Annotated in this window: 13 protein-coding genes; 12 read left to right on the forward strand and 1 reads right to left on the reverse strand. The window is 71.3% G+C overall.

The window, feature by feature from the left end; all coding sequences use genetic code 11:
* Nucleotides 1-41 precede the first annotated feature (41 nt).
* The 5 genes from AB5J51_RS33005 to AB5J51_RS33025 all read left to right on the forward strand — a co-directional run bounded on the left by AB5J51_RS33005 (nt 42) and on the right by AB5J51_RS33025 (nt 7,181).
* Nucleotides 42-1,544 carry an aldehyde dehydrogenase family protein gene (locus tag AB5J51_RS33005; protein ID WP_369779285.1) on the forward strand — a complete coding sequence of 501 codons (1,503 nt, stop codon included), beginning with the start codon at nt 42-44 and terminating at the stop codon, nt 1,542-1,544.
* 2 nt (nt 1,545-1,546) lie between these two features.
* On the forward strand, nt 1,547-3,073 hold the full coding sequence (locus tag AB5J51_RS33010; RefSeq protein WP_369779286.1) for a GMC family oxidoreductase: 1,527 nt from the start codon (nt 1,547-1,549) through the stop codon (nt 3,071-3,073).
* A complete protein-coding gene (locus AB5J51_RS33015; protein ID WP_136222382.1) occupies nt 3,070-4,149 on the forward strand; it encodes a glycine betaine/L-proline ABC transporter ATP-binding protein in 1,080 nt (359 codons plus the stop codon). Before AB5J51_RS33010 ends, AB5J51_RS33015 begins: the two co-directional genes overlap by 4 nt.
* 82 nt (nt 4,150-4,231) lie before the next feature.
* Nucleotides 4,232-6,208: an ABC transporter permease subunit gene (locus AB5J51_RS33020; RefSeq protein ID WP_369779287.1), complete on the forward strand. Its 1,977-nt coding sequence runs from the start codon at nt 4,232-4,234 to the stop codon at nt 6,206-6,208.
* 1 nt (nt 6,209) lies between these two features.
* A complete protein-coding gene (locus AB5J51_RS33025; RefSeq protein WP_369779288.1) occupies nt 6,210-7,181 on the forward strand; it encodes an ABC transporter substrate-binding protein in 972 nt (323 codons plus the stop codon).
* 64 nt (nt 7,182-7,245) lie between these two features.
* On the opposite strand, the gene AB5J51_RS33030 is transcribed toward AB5J51_RS33025, so the two are convergent.
* The gene (locus tag AB5J51_RS33030) at nt 7,246-8,043 is read right to left on the reverse strand and encodes a VOC family protein (RefSeq protein WP_053790842.1); all 798 of its coding nucleotides are present in this window, start codon (nt 8,041-8,043) and stop codon (nt 7,246-7,248) included.
* Between the two features lie 150 nt (nt 8,044-8,193).
* Here AB5J51_RS33030 and AB5J51_RS33035 point away from each other — a divergent pair, with 150 nt between their 5' ends.
* From AB5J51_RS33035 to AB5J51_RS33065, 7 genes are all read left to right on the forward strand, one after another.
* Nucleotides 8,194-9,477: a molybdopterin-dependent oxidoreductase gene (locus AB5J51_RS33035; protein WP_369779289.1), complete on the forward strand. Its 1,284-nt coding sequence runs from the start codon at nt 8,194-8,196 to the stop codon at nt 9,475-9,477.
* Complete coding sequence (locus AB5J51_RS33040) at nt 9,474-9,974, forward strand: hypothetical protein (protein WP_369779290.1); 501 nt, start codon at nt 9,474-9,476, stop codon at nt 9,972-9,974. Before AB5J51_RS33035 ends, AB5J51_RS33040 begins: the two co-directional genes overlap by 4 nt.
* A 202-nt stretch (nt 9,975-10,176) precedes the next feature.
* Complete coding sequence (locus AB5J51_RS33045; RefSeq protein WP_078988102.1) at nt 10,177-11,796, forward strand: MBL fold metallo-hydrolase; 1,620 nt, start codon at nt 10,177-10,179, stop codon at nt 11,794-11,796.
* Nucleotides 11,797-11,926: 130 nt separating this feature from the next.
* Entirely contained in the window at nt 11,927-13,717 is a 1,791-nt protein-coding gene (locus tag AB5J51_RS33050; protein ID WP_369779291.1) for an amino acid adenylation domain-containing protein, read from the forward strand.
* Nucleotides 13,714-15,468 carry an NAD(P)/FAD-dependent oxidoreductase gene (locus AB5J51_RS33055; RefSeq protein WP_369779292.1) on the forward strand — a complete coding sequence of 585 codons (1,755 nt, stop codon included), beginning with the start codon at nt 13,714-13,716 and terminating at the stop codon, nt 15,466-15,468. Before AB5J51_RS33050 ends, AB5J51_RS33055 begins: the two co-directional genes overlap by 4 nt.
* 294 nt (nt 15,469-15,762) lie before the next feature.
* Entirely contained in the window at nt 15,763-16,863 is a 1,101-nt protein-coding gene (gene rsgA, locus AB5J51_RS33060) for a ribosome small subunit-dependent GTPase A (RefSeq protein ID WP_078988096.1), read from the forward strand.
* A 286-nt stretch (nt 16,864-17,149) separates the two neighbouring features.
* Complete coding sequence (locus AB5J51_RS33065) at nt 17,150-19,579, forward strand: non-ribosomal peptide synthetase (RefSeq protein ID WP_136222371.1); 2,430 nt, start codon at nt 17,150-17,152, stop codon at nt 19,577-19,579.
* Nucleotides 19,580-19,651 lie beyond the last annotated feature (72 nt).

Raw genomic sequence — 19,651 nt, forward strand, 5'->3', positions numbered from 1 at the left:
CCGGCAGGGGGATTCGAAAGAAGCGAAAGGCCATACGCAACGTGACCGGAGCACAACAGAGCATTCATGTGGGCGGAGAGTGGCGCGCAGCCCTGTCCGGCGCCACCCGCGAGATCATCGACCCCGTCGACGCGACCCCGTTCGCGGTCGTGTCGGAGGGCGGTGTCCAGGACACCGACGACGCCGTGGCCGCGGCACGAGCCGCGTTCGACGACGGTGCCTGGCCGCGTACGCCGGTCGCCGAGCGGGCCGCTCTGCTGCGGCGGGTCGCCACCCTGCTGGAGCGCGACCGCGAGCGGATCGGCGCACTGGAGAGCCAGGACGCCGGCAAGACGCTGGAGGAGGGCCGCGTCGACGTCGACTGCGTCCGCGACGCCTTCCTCTACTTCGCCGACCTCGTGGCGAACGAGGACGGCGGACGGGTCGTCGACGCCGGTTCGGACGAGATCCGCAGTGTCGTCGTCCACGAGCCGGTCGGAGTCTGCGCCCTGATCACGCCGTGGAACTACCCGCTGCTCCAGGCCAGCTGGAAGATCGCGCCCGCGCTCGCCGCCGGCAACACGTTCGTGATCAAGCCGAGTGAGATCACCCCCCTGACCACGGTCGTGCTGGTCGAACTGCTCCTGGAGGCCGGACTTCCGCTCGGCGCGGCCAACATCGTCACCGGCCCCGGCGGCACCGTCGGCGCTCGGCTCGCCGAGCACCCCGACGTCGACCTCGTCTCGTTCACGGGCGGTCTCGTCAGCGGTACGAAGGTCGCCAGGGCGGCCGCCGACAGCGTGAAGAAGGTCGCCCTCGAACTGGGCGGCAAGAACCCCAACGTCGTGTTCGCCGACGCATGTTCGACGCCCGAGGGGTTCGACACCGCCGTCGACCAGGCGCTCAACGCCGCCTTCATCCACAGCGGCCAGGTCTGCTCGGCCGGCTCCCGCCTCATCGTCGAGGAGTCGCTGCGCGAGCGTTTCGTCGCCGAGCTCGCCCGCCGGGCCGAGCTGATCCGGCTGGGACGCGGCACCGATGCGGGCGTCGAGTGCGGTCCGCTCGTTTCCGCGGCCCAGTTGGCGAGGACCGAGGAGTACGTGGCCTCCGCTCTCGCCGAGGGCGCGGTCCTGCGTGCGGGCGGCGAGCAGCCGGCCGGTCCCGGCTACTTCTTCCGGCCCACGGTCCTGGACCGGTGCCACCGCGGCATGCGGGTCGTGCGCGAAGAGGTCTTCGGCCCCGTCCTCACCGTCGAGACCTTCCGCACCGAGGAAGAGGCCGTCGCCCTCGCCAACGACACCGAGTACGGCCTCGCCGGAGCGGTGTGGAGCTCCGACGAACAGCGCGCCCGGCGGGTCGCCGCCCGGCTGCGCCACGGCACCGTCTGGATCAACGACTTCCACCCCTACCTGCCCCAGGCGGAATGGGGCGGCTTCGGCAAGTCCGGCATCGGCCGCGAACTGGGCCCCGGCGGTTTCGCCGAGTACCGCGAGGCCAAGCACATCTACCAGAACCTCGCTCCGCGCCCCGTGCGCTGGTTCGCGGGCGCGACGGCGAAGGGCTGAGGATGAACGACCACCACGTGTACGACTACGTCGTCGTCGGCGGCGGCACCGCGGGTTCCGTGATCGCCTCCCGGCTGACCGAGGACCCGGACGTCAGCGTCGCCGTCATCGAGGGCGGCCCCAGCGACGTCGGCCGCGACGACGTCCTCACCCTGCGCCGCTGGATGGGCCTGCTCGGCGGCGAGCTGGACTACGACTACCCCACCACCGAGCAGCCCCGGGGCAACTCGCACATCCGCCACAGCCGTGCGCGGGTGCTGGGCGGCTGTTCCTCGCACAACACCCTCATCGCGTTCAAACCGCTTCCCTCCGACTGGGACGAGTGGTCGGAGGCGGGCGCCGAGGGCTGGGACGCGGCAGCCATGGATCCCTACTTCGCCCGGCTGCGCAACAACATCGTCCCCGTCGGGGAGGCGGACAGGAACGCGATCGCCCGGGACTTCGTCGACGCGGCGCAGACCGCGCTCGGCGTGCCGCGCGTCGAGGGCTTCAACAAGCGCCCCTTCCACGAGGGCGCCGGCTTCTTCGACCTCGCCTACCACCCGGAGAACAACAAGCGCTCGTCCGCCTCGGTCGCCTACCTGCACCCGTTCCTGGACCGGCCGAACCTGCACATCGCCCTGGAGACCTGGGCGTTCCGGCTGGAGCTCGAGGGCAGCCGCGCCACCGGCGTGCACATCCGGACCAAGGAGGGCGCGGAGCACGTCGTACGCGCCCGGCGCGAGGTCCTGGTGTGCGCCGGGGCCGTGGACACCCCGCGCCTGCTGCTGCACTCCGGCATCGGGCCGCGCGCCGACCTGGAGAAGCTCGGCATCCCCGTCGTGCACGACCTGCCGGGCGTAGGGGAGAACCTGCTCGACCACCCCGAGTCGGTCATCGTCTGGGAGACGCACGGCCCGATCCCGGAGAACTCCGCGATGGACTCCGACGCCGGCCTGTTCGTCCGCCGGGACCCGCAGTCCGAGGGCCCGGACCTGATGTTCCACTTCTACCAGATCCCCTTCACCGACAATCCGGAGCGCCTGGGCTACGAACGGCCCGCGCACGGCGTGTCGATGACCCCGAACATCCCCAAGCCGCGCAGCCGCGGCCGGCTCTACCTGACGAGCGCCGACCCCGAGGACAAGCCCGCGCTCGACTTCCGGTACTTCACCGACGAGGACGACTACGACGGCCGGACCCTCGTCGACGGGATCCGCATCGCCCGGCAGATCGCTGCGAGCGAACCGCTGGCCGGATGGCTCAAGCGCGAGGTGTGCCCGGGGCCCGAGGTGACCTCCGACGAGGAACTCAGCGCGTACGCACGCCACGTCGCGCACACCGTCTACCACCCGGCGGGCACCTGCCGGATGGGCTCCGTGGACGACGAACTCGCCGTCGTCGGGCCCGACCTGAGGATCCGGGGCCTCGACGGCATCCGGATCGCCGACGCGTCCGTATTCCCCACCATGACCGCCGTCAATCCGATGATCGGCGTGCTCATGGTCGGCGAGAAATGCGCCGACCTGCTGGGAGGAACCACCCGATGACAACGCAGCACACTGCGCACACTGCCCCGCCGCAGCCCGTGTTCTCCGTACGCGACCTGTGGAAGGTCTTCGGTCCGAAGGCCGACCGCGTGCCCGCCGACAAGGAGCTCGGGGCCCTCGGCGCCGCCGAGCTGCGCGAGCGCACCGGCTGTACCGCCGCCGTCCGCGACGTCTCCTTCGACGTCCGCAAGGGCGAGGTCTTCGTCGTCATGGGCCTGTCCGGCTCGGGCAAGTCGACGCTCGTACGCTGCCTCACCCGGCTGATCGAGCCGACCTCGGGCAGCATCTCCATCGACGGCGAGGACGTGCTGTCCATGGACACCGGCCGGCTCCGCGAGCTGCGCCGGCACCGGGCGGCGATGGTCTTCCAGCACTTCGGGCTGCTGCCCCACCGGACGGTGCTCGACAACATCGCCTACGGGCTGGAGATCCAGGGCGTGGGACGCGCCGAACGGCGTGAGCGGGCGGCCGAGTTCGTCACCAAGGTCGGCCTGGAGGGCATGGAGCACCGCAGGCCGAGCCAGCTCTCCGGTGGCCAGCAGCAGCGCGTGGGCCTTGCCCGGGCGCTCGCCGTGGACCCCGAAGTCCTGCTGTTCGACGAGCCGTTCAGCGCGCTGGACCCGCTCATCCGCCGCGACATGCAGGAGGAGGTCGTCCGCCTGCACCGGGAGGAGGGCCGCACGATGGTCTTCATCACGCACGACCTGAGCGAGGCGCTGAAGCTCGGCGACCGCATCGCGCTGATGCGCGACGGCCGGATCGTGCAGCTCGGCACGCCGGAGGAGATCGTGGGCACCCCCGCCGACGACTACGTCAGGGACTTCGTCCGGGACGTGCCGCGCGAGCAGGTGCTGACCGTCCGCTCCGCGATGCGCCCCGCCCTCGCCGCCGAGGCCGAGGCCGGCCCCGCGCTCGCCCCGGGTGCCACCGTCCACGAGGCCATCGAGGCCGTCGTCCGCACGGGCGTGAACGCGCGGGTCGTCGAGGACGGCAGGTGCCTCGGTGTGGTCGACCACGCGGGACTCCTGGGTGTCGTCGCCGGGGTACCGGCCGCGACCGGGAAGGCGGTGGCCTGATGTATTCCCATACGACCTGGCCGCCGCCGTGCGGCACGACCGGCGCCGGCGCCGTGCCGGCCGTCGCCGGGCGGTGGGGCCGATGACCGCCACCGTCACTCCCGCTTCTGCGAGTTCCATGAAGACCGCCACCGACGCCGGGCCCGGTGTGCTGCGCGCGCTCGCGCGCCACCGCGGCCGGCTGATCGGCGCCGGCGCGGCCCTCGCGCTCGTCCTCGGTTCCCTGCTCCTGGGCACCGGGAACTGGCCGGCGTCGCTCTCCGTCGACCTGTCGGGACCGCTCGAGCGCACCAGCGACTGGATCATCGACAACCGCGACGGACACCCCCTCTTCCTCTACTTCCTCGGGCACGTCAGCAACGTCGTGGTCGTCTCCGTCCGCGCGGTGTACCTGCTGCTGCTCGCCCTCGGCTGGGCCGGCGTCGCCGCCGCCGCCGGGCTGCTGGCCTGGCGCGTCGCGGGCGTCCGGCTCGCGCTGACCTCCGTCGCCGCCTTCGCCGTGTGCGGACTGCTCGGCATGTGGGTGCCCACCATGCAGACGCTCGCGCTGATGGTGGTCGCCGTCGCCGCGTCCGTGCTGCTCGGTGGCCTCCTCGGACTGGCCGGCGGCCTGTCGGACCGCATGCACCGGATCCTGCGGCCGGTGCTGGACACCATGCAGGTGCTGCCGGCCTTCGCGTACCTCCTGCCGGTCGTCCTGGTCTTCGGTATCGGCGTGCCCGCCGCCGTCCTCGCGACCGTCGTCTACGCGGCCCCGCCCATGGCCCGCCTCACCGCGCTCGGACTGCGCGGCGCGGACGCCGGGGTCGTGGAGGCCGCCACCTCCCTCGGCGCCACCGGCAGGCAGCGGCTGCTGACGGCCCGGCTGCCGCTGGCGCGCAAGGAGCTGCTGCTCGGCGTCAACCAGTCGATCATGATGGCGCTGGGCATGGCCGTGATCGCGTCCGTCATCGGCGCGGGCGGTCTCGGCGACCGCGTCTACCAGGCGCTGGCCTCCGTCGACGTCGGCGCCGCGCTCGCCGCCGGCGTGCCGATCGTGCTGCTCGCCATCGTCCTGGACCGGGTCACCGCCGCGGCGGGGGAGCGGATCGGCGCGGCTCCGGCCCGCCGGGCCGGGCTCGGCTGGGCCGTCGCCCTCGTGGCGACCGCCGCCGTCGCCGTCGCGGGTCGTCTGTCCGACCGGCTCACCTGGCCCGACGCGTGGACGGCGGACATCGCCGAGCCCGTCAACGGGGTGGTCGACTGGATGACCGCCCACCTCTACTCCGGCGTGCCCGTCGTCGGCGGCACCGCCGACTGGGCGGGGCACTTCACCACGTGGGTCCTGAACCCCCTGCGCGACGGACTGCAGTGGCTGCCCTGGTGGGCGGTCCTGCTGGCCGTCGGCGCCCTCGCCCTGCTGATCGGCACCTGGCGCACCGCCGCGACCGCCGTCCTGGCGATGGCCGCGATCGGCGTGCTGGGCGTCTGGGACCCGGCGCTCGACACGCTGTCCCAGGTGCTGGCCGCCGTCGCCGTGACGCTGCTGCTCGGCTTCGCCCTCGGGGTCGCCGCGGCCCGCAGCACCCGTCTGGGGCGCGCGCTGCGTCCGGTGCTCGACGTCTTCCAGACGATGCCGCAGTTCGTGTACCTGATCCCCGTGGTCGCCCTGTTCGGTGTGGGCCGGGCCCCGGCGGTCGCGGCCGCCGTGGTCTACGCGCTGCCCGCGGTGGTGCGGATCACGACCCAGGGCGTGCGCGCGGTGGACCCGGCGGCTCTGGAGTCCTCGCGCTCGCTGGGCGCGACCGGGCGCCAGCAGCTGTTCCAGGTCCAGCTGCCGCTGGCCCGGCCCGCGCTGCTGCTGGCCGTCAACCAGGGCGTGGTGCTGGTCCTCGCGGTCGTCGTCATCGGCGGCCTCGTCGGCGGCGGGGCGCTCGGGTACGACGCGGTCTTCGGTCTCGCACAGGGCGACCTGGCGACCGGTCTGGTCGCCGGTGCGGCGATCGTCTGCCTCGGCCTGATGCTCGACCGCGTCACCCAGCCGACACAGCGCCGCGACCCCGCCGGAAAGGGGGCCTGACATGGCTCGCACACGCTTCGCACTCGGCGGCTGCGCACTCGCCGCCGCACTTGCCCTGACGGCCCTCACCGGCTGCGGCGCCGCCGACATGACCCGCCAGGCCTCCCCGTACGCCGACGCGAAGGGCTCCCGCACGGTGACGCTCTCCGTGCAGTCGTGGGTGGGCGCGCAGGCCAACGTCGCCGTCGCCCAGTACCTGCTGGAGCACGAGCTCGGCTACCGGGTGGACACAGTCCAGATCGACGAGGTACCCGCCTGGGACGCGCTCAGCCAGGGCCGGGTGGACGCCATCCTGGAGGACTGGGGCCACCCGGAGCAGGAGAAGCGGTACGTCGACGACAAGGGGACGATCGAACCCGGCGGCGACCTCGGGGTCACCGGCCACATCGGCTGGTTCGTGCCGACCTACTTCGCCGAGGAACACCCGGACGTCACCGACTGGAAGAACCTCGACAAGTACGCCGACCAGTTCCGTACGGCGGAGAGCGGCGGCAAGGGCCAGCTGCTGGACGGCTCCCCGTCCTACGTGACGAACGACAAGGCCCTCGTGAACAACCTGGGCCTGGACTACCAGGTCGTGTTCGCGGGCTCGGAGGCGGCGCAGATCACGCAGATCAGGCAGTTCGCCAAGGAGAAGAAGCCCTTCCTGAGCTACTGGTACAAGCCCCAGTGGCTCTTCGAGAAGGTTCCGATGACGGAGGTGAAGCTGCCCGAATACAAGGAGGGCTGCGACGCCGACCCGCAGAAGGTGGCCTGCGCCTACCCGCACACGCCGCTGCAGAAGTTCCTCAACGCCCGCTTCGCCGACGGCGGAGGCGACGCCGCCGCCTTCCTGAAGAAGTTCCGGTGGACGACGCAGATGCAGAACGACGTCGCCCTGATGATCGCGGACCAGAAGCTGTCGCCGCAGGAGGCGGCGCGCCGCTGGGTGAAGGCGAACGAAGCCACCTGGCGGGCCTGGCTCCCGTCCTGACGCAGGTGCGCCCGGAGGGGGATCTCCGCGATCCCCCTCCGGGCACCCGACCTCGCTCCCGGGCTCAGCTGCGGACGGGGGTGAGGACCACGAAGTCCGCGTTCGCGGGGTCGAGGCAGACGGCGAGCCGGCCGACGCCCTCCGCGTCGTCCGGTCCCATCTGCACGCTGCCGCCGTTCTCGGTGACCTTGGCGACCGCTGCGTCGCAGTCGGCGACGGCGAAGACCGGGTGCCAGTACGGCCGTCCGCTCGTGAGGGCCAGGTTCTCCGCGGGCAGCTGCATGAGGCCGCCGTGCATGCGCTCCTCGGGAAGTCCGGCGGGAGTGATGAGGGTGTACGTCCCCCCACCGCCGGGCATGTTCATGTCGCTGAACTGCCAGCCGAAGACGCCGCCGTAGAACTCCTTGGCGGCCGCGGCGTCGCTCGTGTACAGCTCGGTCCAGCACAGTGAGCCCGGCTCGTCCACGAGCTCGGCGCCCTTGTTCGTTCCGGGCTCCCAGACCGCGAACTGTCCCCCCAGCGGGTCGCTGTACTGCGCCATCCGGCCCCATGCGTCGAGACCCCTCGGAGCCACCCGGACCGTGCCGCCCGCGCGCTCCACCGCCTGGGTGGTGGCATCCGCATCGGTGACGCGGTAGTAGATCATCCAGGCCGGGCGTGCGCCCTCCTCGGTGAGCTTGCCGAGCCCGGCGACGACCTTGCCGTCCTTCCGGAACATCCCGCCTTCCATGTCCTCCGCCTCGCCCATGGACTCGTAGTCCCACCCGAGGACGGCGCCGTAGAAGGCCGCGGCCGTCCGGACGTCGGGGGCGCCGAGGTCGAGCCAACAGGGGGAACCGGGCGCAAAGTCAGTGGTGATCATGCCCATGCCTTTCAGGTCCTGTACGACCTCAGGGTGGCACCGGACACCGGCCGTCGCCCGTCGGCGGGCGTGTCACGGCGCCCCGTCGGAGGCTCGGTGCGGGATGTTCTCCCCGACGGTCGGCGAGCGTGCGGAGGTGCCCCGGTGGCGGTGAGTGAAGGCAAGCGGGAACGGCCCGAGCGCAGACCCCGGCTGCCGCCGGGGCCGACGCGTCCGGAGTTCTGGCGCAGCCCGCTGCGGGGGCCGTGGCTGACGGCCGTGTTCGGGCTCGTCCTGCTGGCCGGGGTCACGCTGCTGTTCGTGACGGGCCTGCTGTCGTACGCGGCGTACAACCCGGACCTGTCGGCGGTCAACGACCAGACGCCGGACAAGGGGTGGCTCGGCTTCTACCTGTTCTCCTGGCCGACCTCGCCGTACTGGCTCTACCGGGTGAACCAGGGCGTCCACGTGGTCCTGGGCGTCGTCCTCGTGCCGGTGCTCCTGGCCAAGCTGTGGTCGGTCATCCCCAAGCTGTTCGAGTGGCCGCCCGTGCGGTCGGTCGGCCACGGCATCGAACGCCTGTCCCTGCTCTTGCTGGTGGGCGGTGCCGGTTTCGAGTTCGCCACCGGCATCCTCAACGTGCAGCTGCACTACATCTTCCCGGGTTCCTTCTACGTCCTGCACTTCTACGGGGCGTGGGTGTTCATCGGCGCCTTCGTGGTGCACGTGGCCTCGCGTCTGCCCCGAGCGGTCCGCGCGGTGAGGTACGCGAGGGCTCGGCCGGAGGCCGGTACCGAGGAGGCGGCCGGGCTGGTGTCGCCCCGCCCGGCGCCGCCGACCATCTCCCGCCGGGGCGCCCTGGGCATGGTCGCACTGGGGTCCTTGGCACTGCTCGCGGTGACGGCCGGGCAGAGCGTGGGCGGCCGGTGGCGCCGGACAGCGCTGCTCGCCCCGCATGGCCAGGACCCCGGATCCGGGCCCAACGGCTTCCAGATCAACAAGACCGCGGCATCCGTCGGCATCCGGCCGAGCGACATCGGACCCGCCTGGCGGCTGACCGTACGCGGGCCGGGCCGCCAGGTCATCCTCACCCGCGGGGAACTGCTGGCCATGGAGCAGCACGAGGCGGCCCTGCCCATCGCCTGCGTGGAGGGCTGGTCGACCCCCGACCAGCTGTGGAGCGGCGTGCGGCTCACCGATCTGGCAGCCCTCGTCGGGCAGGGTACGGACACACCGCAGGCACGGGTGGAATCGGTCCAGCGGGGAGGGCCGTTCAGCTCGGTCGTCCTGAGGGACAACCAGGTGCGCGACCCCCGCTCGCTCCTGGCCGTTCGCGTCAACGGGGCGGTCCTGTCCGAGGACCACGGCTACCCGGCCCGTGTGATCGTCCCCGGCGCCCCCGGAGTCCACAACACCAAGTGGGTCACCCGCCTCACCTTCGGAGAGCCGGCATGACCGCCGCGACCGCCTTCCGCCGCCGCTACGGAGCCTCCCCGCTCCACCTGCTCCTCGTACTGGCCTCCTTCGCCCTCGCCGCGTACGCCGGCGTGCGCCTGCTGGAGGGAGACGCCCTGGGCGTGGCCCTGTGGTTCGTCGGGGCGGCGCTCCTCCACGACCTCGTGCTGCTCCCCTTGTACTCGGTGACCGACCGGGCCGTGCAGTTGCTGTTCAGGGGCAGGGCGGGCGCGGGGGAGGGGTCGCTGCGGCCGGGCGTCAACCACGTACGGGTGCCTGCCTTCGTCTCGGGGCTCCTGCTGCTGGTCTGGTGGCCGCTGATCCTGCGCCGGGTCGGCCACTACACGGCGGCCACGGGGCTCCCGGCCGACGTGTTCCTGGAGCGCTGGCTGCTGATCACCGCGGCCCTCTTCGCGGCCTCGGCGGCGATCTTCCTCGTCCGCAGGTGGCACGCATCGGGGCCCCGGCGACGAGCGGCGCACCCCGGCTCCCCTTAATGCATATCGCCTTGAATTCGCCTCGAGCCGCTCTCGGAATCAAATCCAGAAATACGTCAGGAGCGTGAGCGTCCGGCAAGTGTCCTGCTAAATTGCCGGATTCATGAACTGTTGTTCGTGATAAGTGTGAACGAATAGGCGAGGCAAAGGAACTGACTCGGCCTCATGCTCCCGTGACCTCATCGACCGTAAGGGAATTGCCGTGCCGGCACACCAGAAGCGCTACCTTCGCCCGTCCGTGGTTCCTCAACCCCTGCTGCACCGCTGGTACGCGTGGCCCTATCTCCTGGCGCCCCACACCGGAGCCCTCAATCTGCGGGACCGTCTGCTGCCCATCGTGGACAGCTACTTGAAGGCACCTCACCTCCACGACGCGGTCATCGCGGACCCGCACCGCTACGGCGCGCCCTTCCTCGACCCCGACGGCGCCACCCTCGACGAAGTCCGGGCGGCGCGCGAGACCATGGTCAAGGAAGGCCAGGCCAAGCTCCAGCTCGCCGACGACATAGCCGAGCTCCGTGCCCTGCTGCGGGAGAAGGCTCTCGGCGGGCCGATGGAGCCTCTCTATCCCCTGGTCCCCGCCTCCCTGCGCGGGCGGGTCGAGCTCGTCTACGACACGGCCCACCGGCCCACCTTCCGCTTCTTCGAAGCGCTGATGTACGGCTCGCCCGCGTACGAGCGCCACGGTCAGTGCGTCTCCCTGACCGCCGCCGCGCCGAGCGCCCAGCCCTTCGTGTACAGCAGCCCCGTCCTGCCGCGCGCCGACCGCCTGGACATCGATCTGCCCTTCGACTCCCCGGTGTGGGACGAGCTGTTCGCCGCGCGCCTCGACCCCGTCGACGTCCCGCAGCTCGCGCAACGCCTCGGGGTCTGCGATGCCGACCTCCCGGCGTTCACCGAGCTGTTCCACGACACGCCGCCGCCGCAGCACACCCCGCCCGCGCCCGGAGACGTCCGGGTGCGGTACTTCAACCACGCGACCGTGCTGATCGAGACCGGCACCACGTCCGTCCTGCTCGACCCGCTCATCGGCTACACCGGCGACGGCCACGAGCACTACACCCTCGAAGACCTTCCGCGGCACATCGACGCGGTCGTCATCAGCCACTTCCACTCCGACCACTTTTCGCTGGAGACCCTGCTCCAACTCCGCACCCGCATCGGCACGATCGTCGTTCCGCGCGCCTCCGGCGGATCGCTGCCCGATCCCAGCCTCAAGTCGATGCTCCAGGCCCTCGGCTTCACCAACGTCCAGGAGCTGGCCGAACTCGAGACCCACCGCGTGGCCGACCAGGTCGACGTCACCGCCCTGCCCTTCGTGGGCGAGCACGCCGACCTCGACATCCGCACCAAGATGGTGCCCCTCGTCCGGGCCGGCGGCCGCAGGTTCCTCTTCGCGACCGACATCACGCCGCTCGAGCCCGCGCTGTTCGACAACATCCCCGGCCTCACGTCGACTCCCCTCGACGCGCTGTTCATCGGCCTCGAGTGCGTCGGAGCCCCTCTGAAGTGGCTGTACGGGCCGATGCTGGAGGGGAAGCTCTCCCGTGAGCACAACAACGGGCGCCGGCTCAAGGGCAGCAACGCCGCCCAGGCCGACGAGCTGGCCCAGCAGCTGGGCGCCCGTCACGTCTACGCCTACGCGATGGGCCTCGAGCCCTGGCTCAAGCACCTCACCGGTTCCGAATTCGACCCCGAGGCCGAACAGGTCCAGCAGGCCGGCGTCCTCACCCGGCTGAGCGCCGAACGCGGCATCACGGCCGAGCTCCTGCGCGACCGGGCCGAGCGCATCTGGCCGGCCGTCGACCCGGCGAAGCCGTAGGCCCGGGCGGCCGCCGTGGCGACCGGCGCACCGTCTTTGCACTCGAGTGTGAATAGAGGGCGCTTCGATCGGCGGCGGCTACGCTTTTCAAATCGAGAATTTACAGTAATTCGGCAGGGGGCGTTTGTTGATGAACCATGGCGATCCGAAGACCCTGACTCTCCTTTTTGAGGAATGCGCCAGAAGGTTGCCGGATCATACGGCTCTGGAATTCGAAGGTGAATTTTTGAGCTACGGCGAGCTGAACCGCCGGGCAAACAGGCTGGCACACCACCTGCGGGACACCGGCGGCGTCGGCCCCGACGACCGGGTGGCGATCCTGGTCCGGCATCCCCCGGACGTGATCATCGCCATGCTGGCCGCCCTCAAGGCCGGCGGTGCCTATGTCCCCCTGGACCCCGACAACCCGCCCGCTGTCACCCAGCGGATCGTCGAGGCCGTGGCACCCCGGGCCATGGTGATCGAGTCGTCTGCGGCCGCCGGCGCGATGTTCTTCAACGGTGAGCTCTTCGTCCTGGACGTCATGGGCAGCGCCCTCGACACACCGGACTGCGACCCCGAGCCGGTGGCCACGCCGTCCGATCTCGCGTACGTGGTGTACACATCGGGAACGACCGGGAACCCCAAGGGCGTGGCCGTCGAGCACCGCGCGATCGTCAACACCCTGGCGTGGCGCAATGCCTATTACGGGTTCGGTCCGGAAGACGTGACGCTGGCCATTCCGCGGCCCTCTTTCGACAGTGCGGTGGTGGACACCTTCTCGGCCCTCACCTCCGGTGCGCGTCTCCTCCTGCCGCGCCGGGACCGCATCACCGACCGGCATTACCTGACCGGCCTGATGGAGCACCGGGACGTCACCCATTTCCTGATCACCCCCATGCTCTACAAGCGCCTCCTGGAAGGCATGGAAGCCCAGCGGGTGAAATCCCTGCGGTGCGTCACGATCGCCGGTGAACGCTTCACGACGAGTCTGACCCAGGAACATTTCGAGCGTGTTCCGCAGGTGGAGCTGTACAACGAGTACGGACCATCCGAAAACGCCGTCTGCTCCACGGTCCACCGCCTCGCGGCCTCCGACCAGCGCGTGCTCATGGGCCGGCCGATCGAGCACACCGAGGCGTTCGTCCTCGACGAGGACGGCGCGCCCGTGCCGCCGGGCGGCATCGGGGAGCTCCACCTGGCCGGGGCGGGCCTGGCCCGGGGCTACCTGGGCGATCCCGGGCTGACCGCGGAGCGGTTCTTCACGCCGACCTCGTCCGCCGCCGCCGGGAAGCGCGTCTACCGCACCGGGGACATCGTCCGGCTGCACGGCAACGGTGACCTCGAATTCATCGAGCGCCGGGACGGCCAGGTGAAGATCCGTGGCCGCAGGGTCGAGCTGGGCCACGTGGCCCAGGTCCTCTCGCAGGACGCCGCGGTCGGCCACGTCCACCTGCTGCGCCACGCCACCGACTCCGATACGCCCCTCCTGATCGCCTTCGTCCAGGGGCCCGGCGCCGACGAGATCGACCGGCTGCGCGCGATGGCGCAGGAGAACCTGCCGGAGTACATGGTCCCGTCGGCGATCATCCCGGTCGACACCGTGCCGCTCACCCGCCACGGCAAGGTCGACGACAAGGCCCTGGTGGCCCTGTACGCGGGCGCCGTCGGCCACGGCGTGGACGGCCCGGAGCCGGCGACGGAGGTCGAGGCCGCGCTCCTCGAGATCTGGCAGGAGCTGTTCGCGCCCCTGCACATCGGCCTGGACGACGACTTCGTGGACCTCGGCGGCGACTCCCTCAGCGTGATGGACCTGCTCTCCCGCGTGGAGACGCAGATCGGGGTCCAGCTCGACGTCTCGGACCCCTACACGGACCGGACGGTCCGGAGCCTGGCCCTCAACATCGAGAACCGACAGAACGACAAGGTGGGTACAAAGTGAGCAGGCAAATCGGTACTGACTCCGTGTTCGGCGGTGTCGACTACGACGTGGTCATCGCCGGCGGCGGCCTGGCCGGGCTCTGCCTGGCCAAGCAGCTCAAGGACGCGCAGCCCGAGCTCTCCGTCCTCGTCTGCGAGCGCGAGCGCTCACCGATCCCGCTGTCCGCGCACAAGGTCGGCGAGTCCTCGGTCGAGGTGGGCGCGTACTACTTCCACCACGTCCTCGGTCTGTACGACTACCTGGAGGAGCACCACCTCGAGAAGCTGGGGCTCCGGTACTTCTACGGCGGCGGCTCGGGCCTCCAGGAGGAAGCCGAGTTCGGCGTCAACCGCTTCCTCCCGGCGAAGTCCTACCAGCTCAACCGCGGCTCCTTCGAGGAGCACCTGCGCGTGGTGGCGACGGCTGCCGGGGCCGAGCTGACGCAGGGCGTCAAGGTGCTCGACATCGAGCTCGGCGAGCAGGACGCCCCGCACCGGGTGACGTACCAGGCCGTCGACGAGGACGGTGCCCAGCCGGCCAGCGTCACCTGCCGATGGGTCGTCGACGCCACGGGCCGCCACCGGCTGCTGCAGCGCAAGCTCGACCTCACCAAGCGGTACCCCAAGCCCCACAACTCGGTCTGGTTCCGGCTCGAGGGCCGGCTCGACACCGACGAGGCGGTCGGCGCCGAGCACTCCGTCTGGCACGACCGCATCACCGAACCGCGCTGGCAGTCCACCAACCACTTCATGTTCGAGGGCGGCTGGGTGTGGGCCATCCCGCTGGCCCCCAACCACACCAGCGTCGGCATCGTCGTGTCCGACGACCTCCACCCGGTCACCAAGTTCAACCGGATCGAGAAGGCCATCGACTTCGTCGCCGAGCGCGTTCCGGGCCTCGACCCCGCCGTCCGCGAACTGCCGGTCCTCGACTTCCGCGTACTGAAGAACTACAGCCACTCCTCGCAGCAGGTCTTCTCGCAGGACCGCTGGGCGTGCGTCGGCGACGCCGCGGTCTTCGCCGACCCCTACTACTCCGTGGGGTCGAACCTGATCGGCTACGCCAACAGCTTCGTGACCGAGATGGTCGGCCGCGACGTGAAGGAGTCCTTCGACGAGGGCTTCGTGCGGTACGCCAACCGCTGGTTCCTCTCGCTCGCCGAGGGGCTCACCCTGAACATCCAGGGCTCCTACGCCTTCCACGACAACGCCGTGATCATGTCGTTGAAGACGATCTGGGACTACTACGTCGGATGGTCCTTCTCCGACCCGCAGTTCTACGGGAAGACCTTCCTGGACGAGTCGGCGAGCACGACGCTCAGCGCACTCGGCGCGCACGCGGTGGCGACCCAGGGCACCATCATGAACCTGTTCCAGGCCTGGGCGCGCAGCTACCGCGGCGTCTTCGCGTTCGACTACATCGACTACTACGACGACGTTCCCACGCTCGCCCGGCTCTTCGAGCAGAACCTGCCGGGTGACGAGATACCCGCCTTCGGCAAGGTGCTCACGAGCGTGCGCGACGGTCTGGACCGCATCGAGGAGCTGGCCCACGTCATCTTCTACCTCGCCCTCGAAGACGCTCTTCCCGAGCGCCTCGAAGAGATCCGCTCCCGGGGCTGGCTCAACGTCTCGGCGCTGAGCCTGGACCCGGAGCGCTGGGAGCAGGACGGGCTGTTCGCCCCCAAGAGCCGGCCGAGGCTGGACGAGGTCAAGGTGCTGGAAGAGGAGATGCGGGCCCTGTACCGCACCTCGGCGCCCGCCGAACGGTAGACGGCCGGCCACTCACCCGGGCGCGCTCCCGGGTGAGTGGTCGAGCTCTGCCAGAGGCCCGCTGGAGTCTCAACTCAGCGGCGCTTGAGGGGTGTTGCGGGCCTTTGCCCGCTGTCGTAGCGTCGAGTGCATTGAATGCCTGGTACGTCGGAGTCAGCCGAGGTGGGCGACCTTCATGTCACCACCGCCGTAGCGGGCCCGAAGAGCCGCCCACCCCCCTCCGCCCCTTGTCCAGCAGCCGGTGCAACCCGACTTGCGTGCGCCGGCCGGAAACCTCCCGAAGGGCTCATCGCGTTGCGTCACTCATCGACATCGGCCGATTCGATCTACCCGCGGCCCCTGGAGGCCTACGGATGGTCCCCTGAGCTCGACGACCACTTCTCCTCAATTGCCGACGCCTCCTGGGTGCCCGGCCGGGTCATCCGGGTAGACCGGGGCCGTTGCGACGTCGTGATCGCCGACGGCGAGTCCGAGGTGACCGTCGTCCATGCCGACACCGGTCCGGTCGCGGACCCCGACCCGATGAAGATGCCCTGTACGGGCGACTGGGTCGCGGTCCAGGCCGGCGCGGCCGGCACGTACGTCCAGGCGGTCCTGCCGCGTCGTACGGCGATGGTCCGCTCCAGCGCCTCCCAGCGCTCCGAGGGCCAGGTGCTCGCCGCCAACGTCGACACCATCGGCGTCGTCGTCGCCCTGGACACGGAGCCGGACCTCGGCCGGATCGAGCGGTTCCTCGCCCTCGCGTGGGAGAGCGGAGCGCAGCCGGTGATGGTCCTCACCAAGTCCGACCTCGCGCAGGACGCGGACAGCGTCCGTGAGACGGTCGAGCAGGCCTCGCCCGGAGTGGACGTCCTGGTCGTCAGCGCCACCACCGACGACGGCATGGACGTCCTCGCGGCCGTTCTGACGGGGACCAGCGTCCTGGTCGGACAGTCGGGCGCGGGCAAGTCCACCATCGCCAACGTGCTGATGGGACGCTCGGTGATGGAGACCCAGCAGACCAGGAGCGACGGCAAGGGCCGCCACACCACGACCACCCGGGAGCTGATGCCCCTGCCGGGCGGCGGGGTGCTGATCGACACGCCCGGTATTCGCGGCGTGGGCCTGTACGACGCCTCCGACGGCCTGCAGCAGACGTTCTCCGAGATCGAGCAGCTCGCCGAGGAATGCCGGTTCCGGGACTGCGACCACGTCGCGGAACCCGGTTGTGCGGTACGCGAGGCCATCGAGGACGGCATGCTGCAGCAGCGCCGCCTCGACAGCTACCACAAGCTGCTCCGCGAGAACCAGTGGATCGCCTCGCGGAGCGATGCCCGCCTGCGCCAGGACCGCCTCAAGGCGCTGAAGACGCAGGGCAAGGAAGGCATGGCCAACATGATCGCGAAGCGCGGCTGACGCGAGGCGACGGCCTGGCCGGAACACCGGGCGGCCGAGCTGCGGCCGCCCGGTGTTCCGAGCCGACAAGTGCATGGGCACCCTGTGGTGTCAGCGGTGACCCGCGTACCGGCTCGGCCACGGCCCTGCGGTGCGCGGTCCGTTCGCGTCCCACCTCGGTGACGAGTGTGCCCGCACGTGCCCGATGCGGTGTTCGAACCCCATGGCGTCCCCATCGCCTGTGGAGAACGCCGCTTGGCCGACGGGCAGTTGTCTTCATTCGTCCCCCGAGCAAGGGAATGTGCCCATGACGTCCGACCCTGTGGTGCCCGCCACCACGATCCGCCCCCGACGCACGGGCGCCGCGCCGTCGGCGCGCGCCCACGCCAGGCTCGCGCTGACCGCGGCCGCCGTCGAGGGCCTGGCCAAGATCTCCGGCGGCCGCCCCCTGGAGGAACTGGTCGCCCTCACCGCGGCGTCGGCCTTGGTGGTCGGCGCGGCGGAGCACACCGACGAGCCGGTGGTGGCCGTGTCCGGCCCCGCCGGGCCGGTGCTGGCCGGCATCGGGCTCGCCGCCGGGGCCACCGTCGGCGATCTGGTCCGGGCCGCCGACGCGGCACTGCGGTCGGCGCCCGTGGTCGCCGACGAGGAGGCGGCGCTCGCCGGCGCGCTCCTGGTCGGCTCGGCCCGGGTCGGTGCCGGCCCCGCTGCCCCTGCGTCCCGGCAGGACGTCATCGAGCTGGGACTGACCGAGCCCGGTGCGGACGGCGTACGCGCACTCGTGGCCGAGGCCGGACCGGATCGCGCCGAGGCGTGGTTCCTGGACGTCCTGCTGCGGTCGGTGTCCCGTGTCCTGGCGGGATTCATCGATCCGCACGGCCCCGCCGCGGCGCTGCCGTCGGCCGCGGCCGAGGATACGGCGGCTGCCCTTGCGCTCGGCCGACGCGGCTTCGAACCGCAGGGCGTCCTCACCACGCTGACGGCGCCGATCGAGGAGACCGTCCGCGCGCACCCGGACCGTACGGCCGTCGTCGCCGGTGCCGAGACCCTCACGTACGGCGAGTTCTGGCAGGCCGCGCAGGCCGTGGCGGCTCGTCTGCACGCAGCGGGCATCGGACGGGGACACCGGGTCGGTGTGCTCACCGGCAAGACGATCCACGCCGTGCCGGCGATCACCGGCACCCTGCTCGCGGGCGCGGCCTACGTGCCCCTCGACCCCAGGTCACCGGCCGCGAGGCTGGCCGAGATCCTCGACGACGCCGCGTGCGCAGCCGTCCTCGCCGCGCCCGAGCTGCTCACCGGGCTGCCGGTCGGGCTCACCGCCCCGGTGATCGACATCCAGGCCGCGGTCGCCGGCCCCGCCGCCGAGCCCGGGACCCTGCCCGGGCCGCTCCCGGACGACCTCGCGTACGTGGTGTACACCTCGGGGTCGACCGGCAGGCCCAAGGGCGTGGAGATCCGGCACCGTGCCATCGCGAGCTACGTGCACTGGAAGCGGCGCAACCACGGGCTGGACCTCGACACCAGGCTGCTGCAGCTGCCCTCGCTGGCCTTCGACAGCTCGATCGCCGACCTGTTCCCGGTGCTGGCCTCCGGCGGGCGCCTCGTCCTCGCGGACACGCACCAGCTCCTGCCGCGTCAGCTGGCCGAGCTGGCGCAGCAGCACCGCATCACCCATCTCACGAACGTCCCGAGCCTCTACCGGGTCCTGCTGGGCGAACTCCCGCGTGCCGCGGCCTCGCTGCGCGCCGTGACGGTCGCCGGCGAGGCCACGACGCCCGATCTGGTGCGCCGCCACCACGAACTGCTGCCCGGGGTCAGGCTGATCAACGAGTACGGCCCGACGGAGAGCTCGGTGGGCGCGACCGCGTTCGACCACGGCACGGACGCCGGCCCCGGCCTCCCGATCGGGTGGCCCGTCGCCAACACCGTCGCCACCGTCACCGGCGCCGACGGCCGGGCCCTGCCGATCGGATTCGTCGGAGAGCTCAGGCTGGCGGGACACGGCCTCGCGGACGGGTACCGCAACCGGCCGGAGCTGACGGCGGGTGCCTTCGTGGCCGACACCGAGGCGCCCGGGGGGCGGAGCTACCGTACGGGGGACCTCGTCTGGTGGCGTCCGGACGGAATGCTGGAGTTCACCGGGCGGGCCGACGACCAGGTGAAGATACGCGGCCACCGGGTGGAGCCCGGAGAGGTCGAGAGCGTACTGGGCCTGCTGCCGGGAGTCCGGCAGGCGGCGGTCGCCGTGGTGAGCGGCCCCGACGGCGCCCCGGCGCTGGCGGCCTGGCTGGAAGCCGTGGACACCACGGTGGAGGAGATCAGGGCGCGGGCCAATGCCGCACTGCCGCCCGCGATGGTGCCGACCTCCCTCACGCTGATCGACGAGCTGCCGCGGATGGTGAGCGGCAAGATCGACCGGGGCGCCCTGGTGCGTCTCGCCGAGGCCGGCGCCGCGCCGGCACCGGCGTCCGCACCGACGCAGACGGGCGCGGGAGGCGACGGGATCGAGGCGAAGGTCGGAGCCGTCTTCGAGGAGGTCCTCGCCTCCGGCCCGGTCGATCTCGACGCGGACTTCTTCGACGAGGGCGGGCACAGCCTGCTCGCGATCGCCGTCATCGACGCCATCGAGAAGCAGCTGGGCGTGAGCGTCGACATGGGTGACTTCTTCCTCACCCCCACGGTCCGCGAGGTCTCCGCACTGGTGCGGAGGGCCATGCAGGACCAGGAGGCGTAGCCGCGCCGCCACCACGCACTGTGCCCGGGGCTGGGAAGCCCCGGGCACAGTGCGTGGTGTTCCCGCTGTGCG

Origin of the sequence: Streptomyces sp. R33, assembly GCF_041200175.1 — a bacterium.
GTDB classification, from domain to species: Bacteria; Actinomycetota; Actinomycetes; order Streptomycetales; family Streptomycetaceae; genus Streptomyces; species Streptomyces katrae_B.

Excerpts from the sequence above, each read along its gene's own strand:
- AB5J51_RS33025 (WP_369779288.1), top strand. The coding sequence starts at position 6,210 with ATGGCTCGCACACGCTTCGCACTCGGCGGCTGCGCACTCGCCGCCGCA.
- AB5J51_RS33020 (WP_369779287.1), top strand. The coding sequence starts at position 4,232 with ATGACCGCCACCGTCACTCCCGCTTCTGCGAGTTCCATGAAGACCGCC.
- AB5J51_RS33010 (WP_369779286.1), top strand. The coding sequence starts at position 1,547 with ATGAACGACCACCACGTGTACGACTACGTCGTCGTCGGCGGCGGCACC.
- AB5J51_RS33050 (WP_369779291.1), top strand. The coding sequence starts at position 11,927 with ATGAACCATGGCGATCCGAAGACCCTGACTCTCCTTTTTGAGGAATGC.
- AB5J51_RS33015 (WP_136222382.1), top strand. The coding sequence starts at position 3,070 with ATGACAACGCAGCACACTGCGCACACTGCCCCGCCGCAGCCCGTGTTC.
- AB5J51_RS33065 (WP_136222371.1), top strand. The coding sequence starts at position 17,150 with ATGACGTCCGACCCTGTGGTGCCCGCCACCACGATCCGCCCCCGACGC.
- AB5J51_RS33030 (WP_053790842.1), bottom strand. The coding sequence starts at position 8,043 with ATGATCACCACTGACTTTGCGCCCGGTTCCCCCTGTTGGCTCGACCTC.
- AB5J51_RS33040 (WP_369779290.1), top strand. The coding sequence starts at position 9,474 with ATGACCGCCGCGACCGCCTTCCGCCGCCGCTACGGAGCCTCCCCGCTC.